At 69.3% G+C, this 12022-nt stretch carries 9 protein-coding genes; 1 reads left to right on the forward strand and 8 read right to left on the reverse strand.

The features are described 5' to 3' along the window. Positions 1-4 precede the first annotated feature (4 nt). Positions 5-2407 carry an immunoglobulin-like domain-containing protein gene (locus tag ABMA10_RS01270; RefSeq protein ID WP_347869974.1) on the reverse strand — a complete coding sequence of 801 codons (2403 nt, stop codon included), beginning with the start codon at positions 2405-2407 and terminating at the stop codon, positions 5-7. A gap of 252 nt (positions 2408-2659) precedes the next feature. Here ABMA10_RS01270 and ABMA10_RS01275 point away from each other — a divergent pair, with 252 nt between their 5' ends. Further along, positions 2660-3310: a GntR family transcriptional regulator gene (locus ABMA10_RS01275; RefSeq protein ID WP_347869975.1), complete on the forward strand. Its 651-nt coding sequence runs from the start codon at positions 2660-2662 to the stop codon at positions 3308-3310. 23 nt (positions 3311-3333) lie between these two features. Here the strand turns inward: ABMA10_RS01275 and ABMA10_RS01280 are convergent, their stop codons facing one another. The 7 genes from ABMA10_RS01280 to ABMA10_RS01310 all read right to left on the reverse strand — a co-directional run bounded on the left by ABMA10_RS01280 (position 3334) and on the right by ABMA10_RS01310 (position 12016). Next, the gene (locus tag ABMA10_RS01280) at positions 3334-5337 is read right to left on the reverse strand and encodes an ABC1 kinase family protein (protein ID WP_347869976.1); all 2004 of its coding nucleotides are present in this window, start codon (positions 5335-5337) and stop codon (positions 3334-3336) included. Between the two features lie 185 nt (positions 5338-5522). Next, on the reverse strand, positions 5523-6392 hold the full coding sequence (locus tag ABMA10_RS01285) for a MurR/RpiR family transcriptional regulator (protein ID WP_347869977.1): 870 nt from the start codon (positions 6390-6392) through the stop codon (positions 5523-5525). After that, positions 6382-7515 (reverse strand): N-acetylmuramic acid 6-phosphate etherase, encoded by a 1134-nt coding sequence (murQ, locus tag ABMA10_RS01290; RefSeq protein ID WP_347869978.1) that lies wholly within the window; start codon positions 7513-7515, stop codon positions 6382-6384. The genes ABMA10_RS01285 and murQ overlap by 11 nt, the downstream gene beginning before the upstream one ends. Then, positions 7499-8440, reverse strand: coding sequence for an N-acetylglucosamine kinase (locus tag ABMA10_RS01295; RefSeq protein ID WP_347869979.1), 942 nt, complete (start codon positions 8438-8440; stop codon positions 7499-7501). Before ABMA10_RS01295 ends, murQ begins: the two co-directional genes overlap by 17 nt. Next, on the reverse strand, positions 8437-10110 hold the full coding sequence (locus tag ABMA10_RS01300; RefSeq protein ID WP_347869980.1) for a glycoside hydrolase family 3 N-terminal domain-containing protein: 1674 nt from the start codon (positions 10108-10110) through the stop codon (positions 8437-8439). Before ABMA10_RS01300 ends, ABMA10_RS01295 begins: the two co-directional genes overlap by 4 nt. Further along, on the reverse strand, positions 10107-10949 hold the full coding sequence (locus ABMA10_RS01305; RefSeq protein ID WP_347870152.1) for a carbohydrate ABC transporter permease: 843 nt from the start codon (positions 10947-10949) through the stop codon (positions 10107-10109). The genes ABMA10_RS01300 and ABMA10_RS01305 overlap by 4 nt, the downstream gene beginning before the upstream one ends. Before the next feature lie 95 nt (positions 10950-11044). Further along, entirely contained in the window at positions 11045-12016 is a 972-nt protein-coding gene (locus ABMA10_RS01310) for a carbohydrate ABC transporter permease (RefSeq protein WP_414693707.1), read from the reverse strand. Positions 12017-12022: the final 6 nt, after the last annotated feature.

Raw genomic sequence — 12022 nt, forward strand, 5'->3', positions numbered from 1 at the left:
TGCGCTACGCCTCCGTGCGGGCGTCGCGGCGGCCGCGTGAGCGACGCTGGACCAGCACGAGTGCGCCGCCGAGCAGCAGCATGACGGCGATCGCGACGATGCCGCCGATCTCAGCCCCCGTGTTCGCGAGCGGGTCGGATCCCGAGGCGACCGGCGCAGGGCCACCCGAGCCCGTGCCGCCACCGGTGCCGCCGCCCGGCGTGCCAGGCTCGACGACCGCGGTCACGGTGACCGAACGGTTCGCTGTCGCGGTGTTGCCCGCTGCGTCCGACACCGAGTAGGCGAGCGCGTACGTTCCAGGCGTTGCAGTGTCGACCGTGCCAGCGACCGTGATGGCCGCGGTCAGGTCGCCGTCGCGCACGTCGGTCGCGGTGACGCCGGCACGGGCATCGAAGGCGGCGCCCTGTTCGACGGTGGTCTCCGTCTCCGGCAGCACCAGCTCGGGCGCCAGTGTGTCCTCGCGCTGCAGGGTGACCTCGTCGACGACGCTGTTCACCGGACCACGCGCGGCATCGTTCGCCTCGCTGCGCAGAGTCGTGATCGTGATCGAGTCGTCGGTCACGGCGATGTTCGAGTAGTTGCGCGTGTACTCCTGGTTGATCACCGAGGCGAACCACGCATCCGGCGCCTTCACGTCGTAGTACTTCGACCCGCTCGCGGAGTTGGCCGTGACATAGAGGACCTCGCCCTCGCCGGCGGTGACGGTGCCCTGGGCTGCCGTCTCGTCGGGGTTCGCGAGCTGCCCGTCCTTGATGAGGTAGCTGCGCGTGTAGCTGTGGTCGTGCCCCTGGAGGACGAGGTCGACGCCGAGATCGGAGATGATCGACGGCAGCGCCGCGCGCATGTCGACGATCTGAGTGTCGTTCGTGTGCGCTGCGACCGAGTAGATCGAGTGGTGGAAGGCGAGGACCTTCCACTTCGCGCTCGCGCCCTGCTCGGCGACGACCTGCTCGAGGAACGCGGCGTGCGACGCGTAGTCGCTGCTGTTCGAGTTGATGACCATGAACAGGACGTCCTTGTAGGAGAACCAGTAGTCACCGCCGGACGAGGTACCCGAGGTCGCTGCACCTGCCGAAGCGTCGAGGTTCGGCACGTTGTAGTGCTGCTCGTATGCCTTCGAGCCGACGTCGTGGTTGCCGTTCACCGGCACGAGGGGCAGCGTCCGCAGCTGTTCCGGGGCGAGGAACGCCTGGTAGTGGTCCTCGTTGCCGGCGCGCTCCACCTGGTCACCGGCGGAGAACAACATCTCCGCGTCGGGGTAGGTGGACTGAGCGACGTCCAGCGTGTCCGTCCAACCCGCCTGGTCGCTCGCGACGTCGCCTGACGCACCGATCTGAGGGTCACCGACGAACAGGAAGTCGTAGTCGCCCGAGAACGAACGGGTCGTGAACGTGGAGGTCGCCGACCACCCGTTCTCGTCGCTGCCGACGCGGTACACGTACGCCGTGTCCTCCGCCAGGCCGCTGACGGTCGCGAAGCGGTTGAACTCGCCGCTCGTCGTGCCGGCGCCCACACCGGGCACGCTCGTCGCAGCTCCCGACGGGAACGTCTCGCCGGTCATCGCGGACGCCGGAGCGACCTGAGCGGCCTGCGCGACATCGCGGTCGGTGTACCAGGAGATGCCGCGCTCGCTCTCATCGGAGCCGATGGTGAGCACGAGGTCCGAGATGGACACGGGCTCGTCCGCCGCGACGGGAGCGAGGGATGCGAGGTCGAGGTAGATGTCGGAGCTCGTCGCGCGGTCCTGGTAGAGCGCGATCGCGACGGTGTTCTCGCCCGCGACCAGGGCGCTCGCCGGAACGCTGAATGTGGACGACGCCGGGTCCCCGGCGCTCGCGCCCGCGTACATCTGGTTCCGCGACGCCTCGTCTGCCGCCTCGACCTGTTCGTCGACGAATCCCGCGACCTTGGTGCCGTTGACGAAGACCTGCACGGCGTCGTCGTAGACGATGCTGCCCTGGAGGCCGTCGAGGCCGGCGAGCTGCTCGTCGCTCAACTCGAAGTCCGAACGGAAGTGGTAGGTCGGCACATCGGGTGCGGCCGAGCCGTCGATGTACTGGTTGAGCAGGGTGTTCGCCGTGTACGGGCCGATGCCCGTCGCCTTGCCGTTCTTCGCGCCGAAGCTGCCGGTCGCGGTCTTCCAAGCGCTGTCGTCGAACGCCTGCTGCGTCCAGCCAAGACGGTCGGCGGCTCCGGCGGACGGGTCGCTCGCGTCGTCGGAATAGCTCCAGACGGTGGACGCCGTGTCGAGGAAGGTGGCGGGGTACTCGACCGCTTGCGCAGGGGCGGCGGCAGTCGTGCCGACGCCCGCGAGGAGCACGAGTGCCCCCAGGGTGCCGCCGGCGAGACGTGTCGCTCGATGGCGTGGACGGTGGCGCGAGGTGGTCGCGCCGCTCAGGTGGTTCACTCAGATCTCCAGTGCTCTTCCCAGGCGCGGGGATCGCCCGCGCCGCCGCTCGATGACATCGCTCGGCAGCCATCGACGCTAGGGAAGCCGGGTGAACCGGGAGTGGCGCGGGGCTGGCGGCGCGGTGTCCAACCGGTGACCCGCGTCGCGCAGGTGACAGCGTCGTGTACAAGGCAATCGTCGTCCAACCGGTGGGACGGTGCTGATATTCGGTACGCTGATCCCATAGCATCCCGTCGAAGGAGAACCCGCATGCCTGTGCCCTCTAGCAACCCGCCAGTCGAACGCCGCTCCCTCCGCGAGGTCGCGGTCGAGCGTATCCGCACCGCGATCTTCGACGGCACCCTCGAGCCCGGCGAACACCTGAACGATGGCGAACTCCAGTCGTGGCTCGGTATCTCCCGCACGCCCATCCGCGAGGCGCTCAACGACCTCGCCCGCGTGGGCCTCATCGAGATGGCCGCGCAGCGCTTCACCCGCGTCGCCCTGCCGGACCCCGAGCTCCGCACCGAGGTCATGCAGACGCTCGGCGCGATGCTCGGCGGCATCGTGCGCGTCACCGTCCCCGGCCTCGGCGCCACACAGAAGAAGGCCCTGGTGCGTTCCATCAACCAGGTGACCGTCGTCATCGAGCAGCGGGACGTCGCCGAATACGAACGTCTCAGCTGGGCGCTGTTCAACTCGTTCATCGGCGCGTGCCCCAACGCCACTCTCGTCAACGCGACGAAGGACGTCATCGACGGTCTCACCTATCGCCTCTCGGCGACGAGCACAGCCGACACCATCGACTGGGTCACCAAGGCGAGCGCCTACCCGGAGCTTCGCGACGCCGTCGAGTCCGGCAGCGCCGTCGCCGCCGAGCTCGCAGTGGAGAACGTCTTCCGACTCTCGAAGTCGCTGTAGGTCCTCCGCCGCTCCGGGGCGGCCTACCGCCCGGAGCGGCGGACGACGGTCTGGCGCAGGACGCGCAGCAGCCCGAGGAAGCCGAGGAAGCCGACGAACGCGGCGAACAGGTCGAAGACGCGCAGGCCTCCGGGGAGCGTCGGGCCCGCATCCGTCACGACGAGGACCACGGCGATCACCATGGCTGCGATCGAGATCAGGGTGCCGACGATCTCGGCCGTGACGCCCTGGACGAGTCCCTTCGCCGGTTCGTCGGCGAGGCCCTTGAGGGTCACCCCGACGGTTCCGTTCTCGATGCCGGAGAGCAGCGAGTCGAGTCGGCGGGGCAGGCTGCGGGCCATCGCCGCCGACACCGCTGCCTGAGCGTGCAGGGTGACTGCGGTCTGTTTGATCGACTGTGAGCGGCGCAGCAGACGCGGCACCATCGGCAGCGCCTGCTCGAACATGTCGAACCCGGGGTCGAGGACCTTCAAGCACCCCTCGAGGGTTGCGAAACTGCGGAATGCTGCGGCGAGGTCGCCGGGGAGGGCGATGTGGTGCTGCCGGATGACGTCGAGCAGGCGGGTGAAGATCGAGCCGTCTCCGCCCGGACGATGGCGTTCGGTGGTGATCACGATGCCCACGTCGTGTCGGAGGGCGTCGAGGTCTGCGCCGTCCGGCAGGTCGACGATGAGGAGCAGGGCGTCGGTCGCGGCGATGTCGTCCTCGCTCACGGTGGCGAGCATGAGTGCCGTCAGTCGTTGACGTTGGCTGCGTTCGATGACGCCGACCGCACCGAAGTCGATCAGTCCGAGGGATCCGTCGGTCCGCAGGATGACGTTGCCGGGGTGCAGGTCGGCATGGAAGACGCCGTGCACGAGGATCTGTTCGAGTACGGCATCCATCAGTCCGGTCGCGAGCGCTTCGCGTTCCTCCTGCGCGATGGTCGCGATCCGCTCCCTGGCGCGACTGAGCGGGAGGCCGTCGACGAGGTCCATGGTGAGGAGACGTGCGCTCGACGCTTCGGGGTAGACGTGCGGCACCGCGATCCGGATGCCGTCGCCCCGGTCAGCCCTCCGCTTGAGCGTGCTGCGGATCATCTCCACGTTGCGAGCCTCGATCCGGTAGTCGAGTTCCTCGAGCAGCGTCGAGGTGAAGGCCCGAGCCACTGAGGCGAGGCGGAGGTCCTGCCCGAACTTGGTGTGCGTCTCGGCCCGCTCCGCGAGCCGGACGACGATGTCGGTGTCGGCTTCGACCTGGACGCGGGCCGCCGGGCGCTGGACCTTCACGACGACGGGCGTCCCGTCGAGCAACTCGGCGGTGTGCACTTGGGCGACGGAGGCGGCTGCCAACGGTTCGGAGTCGATCGACGCGAACACCGTGTCGATCGGCGCATTGAGTTCCGTCTCGATGGCGACCTCGACCTCGTGCCACGGTAGCGTCGTCGCCTCGGACTGCAGCGTGGCGAGGGCGCTGAGGTAGGGCTCCGGCACCAGGTCGCGTCTCGTCGACAGCACCTGGCCGAGTTTCACGAAGGTGACGCCGGAGTCGTTGATCGTCGCGATGATCGCGTTGGCGCGCTGTTCGCTGGTGGTGAGTTCGAGTTGGACACGGGATCGCCCGTGCACGAGCCAGCCCGCGCCGTGCCGCGAGGCGATGGTGAGGATCTGCAGATAGCGCCGCGTGCGTCGGCGTCGCCTGATCGCCGATCTGACGACGTCGATCGGGTTCATCAGTGGTCGGGTGGGGATGATCACCTCGATGGCGACGAGCACGCCGAGACCGAGTGCGAAGATCCACCCGATGGCGAGGAGGGCGACGGCGATCGCGGCGAACGCTGCCCGTGCGTCGTCCGCCCGGCCGTCGTGGAGGAGTCCCGTCTGCTCGACCAGCCAACTCGCGAACGGCGGGCCGGTGACGAACACGATGAGCCCCACGACGATGCTGCGCGGCCAGCCCACCGGGGCGTCGAGCACCCGACGAGCGGCGAAGCCCAGGAGGAGTGCGGACACGACCGCCAGGACGAGGGTGAGTGCATCAGTCAGCATTCGAGGTCCCCTCGTCGGTCGAGCGGCCGGTTGCCACGTCCGCCAGCGTATCCTCCGTGCACGATCCCGCGCGAGCGGTCGCGCACCATCCGGGGCGGGATGGGGCAGCGTGCCGCCGCTGGGACGGTGAACCGGTGCGCTGACGCCGCTGGGACGAACGTCTCCGGTACGTTCGTCGACGACGCTCAGGTGTCGATGCGGTGGTCCTGGATCGAGTCGTATGTGACGCGGAGGGATTCGGCAGCGGCGTCGTAGCGGCGCTGGGCGACCCGGATGAAGAGCAGGTCGACGAGGGCGAGCTGTGCGATGCGTGACGACATCGCTCCGGAGCGGTATCGGCTCTCCCTCGCCTGCGTCACGAGCACGAGGTCGCAGCGGCTGGCGATGGGGGAGTCGGGGAAGTTCGTGATGCAGACCGTCGTCGCGCCGGCCGCACGGGCGAGCTGCAGCGCCTGCTCCGTCTCGACCGTGAGTCCGGAGTGCGAGATGCCGATCGCCACCCCGCCCGGCCCGAGGAGGGCGGCAGACGGGAGCGCGAGGTGCGCGTCCACGAAGGTGTTCGCCGGCATGCCGATCCGGTACAGCTTCTGGTGGAGGTCCTGCGCGGTGAGGTTCGAGGAGCCGAAGCCGATGATGTCGATGCGCGGGGCGTCGAGCAACGCGTCGACCACCGCGTCGAGGGCGACCCGGTCGAGTGATCGGGCGGTCAGCTCGATGGCCTGCACCTCCTGGTACGCGACCTTCGCGACGACGACCTCGACGGAGTCGTCGGGGTCGATGTCGGCGTCGTCCACGTCGAACCGGTCGCGTTCCGCCTGCTCACGGCTCGTCGATGTCGCGACGGCCACTCGGAACTCGCGGTATCCCGTGTAACCGATGGTCTGGCAGAACCTCGCGACGGTCGCCTGGGACGTGCCGCACGCTTTCGCGAGTTCGGTGATGGTCAGCTCGACGACGAGTGACGGGGTGCCGATGATGGTCTCGGCGACGCGCGTCTCCGCGGCGCTCAGGCGAGGGATCGCCTGGCGCAGCACGAGCAGCGCGTCAGTGGACATCGTCGGCGGCTCCCGTCGTGCCATGGGCCGCGATGGTCGCGCTGAGGGATCCGTCGCCGCTGCGGAGGCGGGCGACGGCTTCACCTGCGTCGAGGCCGGTCACGAGGTCGTGGGTACCCAGCGCGGCCTCCTCCGGGACATGGGCCGCGATGGCCGCGCTGAGGGAACCGTCGCCGCTGCGGAGGCGGGCGACGGCTTCACCTGCGTCGAGGCCGGTCACGAGGACGAGGATAGCTGCCTTCACCCAGCCGTCGACCGACTCGAGGGTGCGTGCCGCGGTCGCCGCGTCGACATCGGTCGCGAGCATGACGGTGCGTTCGGATCGCGCGCGGAGTTTCTCGTTCGTCGCACGCAGGTCGACCATGAGGTTCCGGTAGGTCTTGCCGAGCCGCACCATCGAGATCGTCGACAGCATGTTGAGGACGAGCTTCTGCGCCGTGCCGGCCTTCAGACGCGTGGAACCGGTGAGGAGTTCCGGGCCGACGACGGTCTCGATACCGATGTCCGCGTCGCGACCGAGTGGCGAACCGGCGTTGCAGGACAACCCGATCGTGACCGCTCCGAGCGAGCGAGCGTGCTCGAGCGCGCCGAGCACGTAGGGCGTCCGGCCGGAGGCGGAGACACCCACGACGGCGTCGTCAGCGGTGATCGCGAGCGAGGCGAGGTCTGCGCGGCCGGCATGGTCGTCGTCCTCTGCGTCCTCGACGGCCTGCTGGATGGCTCCAGGACCCCCGGCGATGAGTCCGACGATGAGCCCGGGGTCGGTGCCGAAGGTGGGCGGCGCCTCGCTCGCGTCGAGGATGCCCATGCGCCCTGCGGTGCCGGCACCCAGGTAGATGAGTCGTCCGCCGCGACGCAGGCGCTCCACGATCGCGTCGACCGCCTCCGTGATGAGCGGTTCGACGACCGCGATGGCGTCGGGCACGGAACGGTTGTCGTCGTTCATGGCGCCGACGAGTTCGCGGGTGCTGAGCGCGTCGAGGTCGGGGAAACGGTCGCCGACCTGCTCGGTGGAGAGGGTCGCGAGCTCGGCACGGAGGGTGTCGCGGCCGGAGGCGTGTCCCTCGACAGGCTCGGTGAGCGGGGCTTCGGTCGAGGGTGGGATCTCAGACTGCGTGGACATCGTCGCGGACGACCCTTCCGTCATAGGTGATCGTGGTGTCGAGCGCGACGAGTCTGGCCCCGTCGAGCGCGTCACCGCGTGGAGCGACGAGCTCGACGCCGAGTTCGTGCATGGCCGTCGCCAGGTGCGCGGCGAAGTACGGCTGCGACGCGATGCCGCCGACGACGCACACGGAACCCGTGCCGGCAGCGGCAGCACTCGTCGCGAGGTGTGCGCAGGCGGTGTCCACGATGCCGACCGCGACGGCGTCGCCCTCCTCGGCACGAGCGATCACCGTCGGTGCGAAGGTGCCGAGCTGGCGTGCCGGCGCACCATGACGCGAGACCCACAACGGCAGGGCCGCGACGCCGTCCGCGAGGGCTTCGGCATCGGCGAGCAGCGTAGTGGACGGGCCACGGCCGTCGGATGCGCGCAACGCGGCTTCAAGACCCTGCTGCCCGATCCACCGGCCGCTGCCCTCATCGCCGAGCCAGGGGCCCCAGCCGTCGATCTGTTTCACCGCTCCGGACGCGTCGACGTCGAAGACGACTGCACCGGTCCCGGCGATGAGCACGGTGCCCGGTCCGCCGGCGAATGCTCCGGCATGGGCTGCGAGGGCGTCGTTCACGACCGCGATCGTCGCGCCCAGTGCGAGCCGCAGCTCAGCCGTGAACGCGGCGACCTCGTGCGGTGCGGCTTCGACGCCGGCGGCGCCGATGCCGACGTGCTGCACCTCTGCGAGCACGTCCGTCGGCAACCCTGCGACGGTGTCGAGGACGGCGCGAGCGGACAGCTCCGCGCCTTCGTGGTCGGCGAGGCCGGGGGCGCCTCGACCGTGCGACTCGGCGAGGACGACGAGCCCGTCGCCGGATCCCCTCGTGACCCGGGCTCGGCAGGAGGTCTTGCCGAGGTCGATGGCGAGTACCGATCGTTCGTGGTGGGTCATGATCCGTTCCGTTGGTGCTGGTCGTGCTGGTGGTGCGCGTGGAGCGAGGGTACTGCCGCGGGGGCCGTCGTGCACAGGAGTTCCGTCACACGGTCCGCCGAGGCCCTGGAAGCCGCGAGGCAGTCGATGAAGGGCAGCGGCAGGGCGACGTCGTCCGCGAGGGGCAGGCCGACGCCGACGACGACCGCCTCCGCACGGAACCGCGCGATGGTCTCGACCGCGAGCCGCTGCGGAGTGCCGTCGCCGAGGCGGTCGGCCAGGAGGACGACCGCGTGGTCCGCGGGGATGGCTTCGATGAGCGCTGCGAGTGCGTTCGTGGGCACCTCGACGGGCTCGGGGGGCTGGGTCGGGTCGGGAGCTGGAGTCGGAGCTGATGCTGCCGCATGGACGACGGCGCCCGCCGCGACCCGTGTCACCTCGTAGTGCGCCGCGAGTGCCTCCGCGAAGGGGTCGAGTGCTGAGGCGACGGCGAAGGTCGGGCGGTCGCGCAGTTCGACGAGGGTGAGGCGCTCGGCCGGCAACTCGACGTCGCCACGCACGCGGACGACCTTCCGGATGGCGGCGGCGAAGTCGTCACGCACCTCGAAAAGCTCGGTGACCGGGCTCGGTTCGGCGGCCGGGGCCGGGGTCGGGGCGAACGGCGCGACAGAAGCGGCGAGTGTCGCCACGCGAGCGGCCGCACGTTCGACGATCGAGCGGTCGAGCGATCCGTCGGCGATGGCGGCGCAGATCGCGTCGAACACCTCGAGGTAGTCGTCCTCGTCGGTCGTCGCGCCCTGCTTCGGGCCGAGGTTCGACGGATTACCGATGCAGAGCAGGTCCACACCGGCTTCGAGTGCGAGCACCGCTCCACGGCCGGAACCGGTGGTGGAGCGGATCGCGGCCATGTCGAGCGCGTCGGAGATGATGACGCCGTCGAAGCCACTCTCGCGTAGACGACGCAGGGGCACCGGGTTGAGCGTCGCCGGAGCGTCGCCGAAAGCCGGGACGACGATGTGCGCCGTCATGACACTCGCGACACCTGCCTCGATGGCGGCAGTGAACGGCGGCAGGTGCTCGCGCTCGATCTCCGCGAGGTCCAGGTCGATGCGCGGCAGATCGAGGTGCGAGTCGCTCGCGGTGTCGCCGTGACCCGGGTAGTGCTTGACGCACGCGGCGACACCGCCGGCCTGCAGTCCGTCGATGAGCGCAGCGGTGTGACGCGCCACGAGCGCAGACGTCGGGCCGAAGGAACGGACACCGATGACGGGGTTCGCGGGGTTGGTGTTCACATCCGCGACGGGAGCGAGCGCGACGTTGGCGCCCGCTGCCCGCAGCCGCTCCGCGAGTGCTGCGCCGACGGCCCGGGTGGTCGCGATGTCATCGAGCGCGCCCAACTGCGCGTGCCCGGGCAATGTGGATCCCGTCAGCGCCTCGAGGCGGGAGACGTTGCCGCCCTCCTCGTCGATGCCGATGAGGATCTCCGGCCGGTGCGCGTGGAGCGTCGTCGACAGCGCGACGACGTCCGCGGGGTCCGGCGAGATGTTCTGCCCGAAGTACACGACGCCCGCGAGGCCGCCGTCCAACTCGCGCAGCAGCCACTCCGGGGCGTCCCTGCCGAGGAACCCGGGCCAGAGGACGCCCCGGACGAGCCGTGCGATGTCGGTGTCGGCCGAGGAACCCGAGCTCATCCCTTCACCGCGCCGGAGACGAGGCCGCCGGAGAGACGACGCTGCACGAGGATGAAGAAGATCATGACCGGGATCGTGATGATGGTCGACGCCGCCATGACGGAGCCCCAGTCGTTGGAGTTCAGCCCGAAGAACTGCTTGAGGCCGATGGCCACCGTGTAGTTCTCGGTCGACCCGCCGAGCAGGGTCATCGCGAAGATGAACTCGTTCCAGGCCGTGATGAAGCTGAACACACTCGTCGCGACGAGCCCGGGGGCCACGAGCGGGAGCATGATCGAACGGAACATCCGCCACCAGCTGGCGCCGTCGAGGAACGCGGCCTCTTCGAGTTCCACCGGAACTGCCGCGACGAAGCCGCGGAGCATCCAGATGCCGAACGGCAGCGCGAGCGCCACGTAGACGATGATGAGGCCGAGCAGCGTGTTGAGCAGCTGCAGGTCGCGGATCTGGACGAACAGCGGGATCACGAGCGCCTCGAGCGGCACCATCTGCACGACGAGGATCATGAGCAGCACGGCGGTGCGGAACTTGAAGCGGAACCGCGCGACGGCGACCGACGCCAGCAGTGCGACGACCGCGGAGATGAGCACCGTCGCGCCCGCGACGATCGCGGAGTTGCGCAGGAAGACGCCGAAGCCGCCGTCCGTGAGCACCGACTCGAAGTTCGAGAAGGAGAGCTCCTTCGGGAAGAACGACTGGCCGCCGCTGGATGCTTGGGCGTCGAAGGCGCTGGAGAGCATCCAGTACGCCGGGAACAGGGTGAAGACGAGCAGGAGCGTGACGAGGATCGCCTTGCCGGTGTTCGACCGGATCTTGCGGGCGCTCGCCTTGCGATGCATCGGGACCTGTGACCCCTGTGGCGGTTCCTGAGACCGTCGAACGGCAAGGGGCGGGGCCTCGCTCGCCGCGCTTGTCGGGGTGCCGGAGATGGTACTCACAGTTCGTCCTCCTTCATGAGGGCGCGGATGTAGACGATCGTGATGCCGAGCAGCACGAGGGTCAGGAGCACCGCGATGGCCGAGCCGAAGCCGTACCGGTTCTGCCCGAACGACTCCACGTACGACCAGACACCGAGGTTGAGCACCTCGCGGTTGGAGCCCGAACCACCGGGCATGAGGTAGATCTGCGCGAACACCTTGAAGTCCCAGATCGTCGACAGGATGATCACGACCGAGAACACCTGGCGCAGCGACGGGAAGATGATCTGGAAGAAGCGGCGGAACGGTCCGGCTCCGTCCATCTCGGCGGCTTCGAGCATCTCCTTCGAGACGCCGAGGAGCCCGGCGAGCACGGTGATCGCCACGAACGGGAAGCCGTGGTGGATGACGTTCAGCAGTGCGATGCCGTAGAAGGTGAACTGGTTCGTGAACCAGTTGAAGGGCTCGTCCATGAGCCCGAGTCCCATGAGCGTCTGGTTGACGATGCCTCGGTCGGCGTCGAAGATCCAGACCCAGACGTACGTGCCGGTGACGGCGGGCATCGCCCAGGCGACCATGATCGCGCTGCCGACGATGGTGCGCCAGAACCCACCGAGGGACGCCATGAGGAGCGCGACGAGCGTGCCGAGGACGACCGTGCCGATGACGGCGGCTGCGGCGAAGAAGACCGTGTTCGGGAGGACGACGGTCCAGAGCGTCGGGTCGGAGAAGACCTCGAGGTAGTTGGCGCCGCCGTTGAAGTTGGTGTCGCCGCTGACGATCTCGCGGAGGCCGTAGTCCTGGAGGGAGAAGAGGACGACGCGGATGAGCGGCCAGAGCAGGAGCACGGCGAGGATGAGGAGCGCCGGAGTGAGCAGCAGCCAGGGGCGGGTGCGCATCAGGAGGCGGAGCCGTTTGGGGGAGGGGCCCCCGGCCACCCGCGAAGCGGGGGCTTCGCGGGTGACCGTGGGCGGGGTGAGGGTCGACACGATCGG

The organism is Plantibacter sp. RU18 (genome assembly GCF_050613355.1).
Taxonomy (GTDB): Bacteria; Actinomycetota; Actinomycetes; order Actinomycetales; family Microbacteriaceae; genus Plantibacter.

Bases quoted from the DNA above. Each gene is read 5' to 3' on its own strand.
- ABMA10_RS01275 (WP_347869975.1), top strand. From the start codon at position 2,660: ATGCCTGTGCCCTCTAGCAACCCGCCAGTCGAACGCCGCTCCCTCCGC.
- ABMA10_RS01280 (WP_347869976.1), bottom strand. From the start codon at position 5,337: ATGCTGACTGATGCACTCACCCTCGTCCTGGCGGTCGTGTCCGCACTC.
- ABMA10_RS01285 (WP_347869977.1), bottom strand. From the start codon at position 6,392: ATGTCCACTGACGCGCTGCTCGTGCTGCGCCAGGCGATCCCTCGCCTG.
- murQ (WP_347869978.1), bottom strand. From the start codon at position 7,515: ATGTCCACGCAGTCTGAGATCCCACCCTCGACCGAAGCCCCGCTCACC.
- ABMA10_RS01295 (WP_347869979.1), bottom strand. From the start codon at position 8,440: ATGACCCACCACGAACGATCGGTACTCGCCATCGACCTCGGCAAGACC.
- ABMA10_RS01300 (WP_347869980.1), bottom strand. From the start codon at position 10,110: ATGAGCTCGGGTTCCTCGGCCGACACCGACATCGCACGGCTCGTCCGG.
- ABMA10_RS01305 (WP_347870152.1), bottom strand. From the start codon at position 10,949: ATGCATCGCAAGGCGAGCGCCCGCAAGATCCGGTCGAACACCGGCAAG.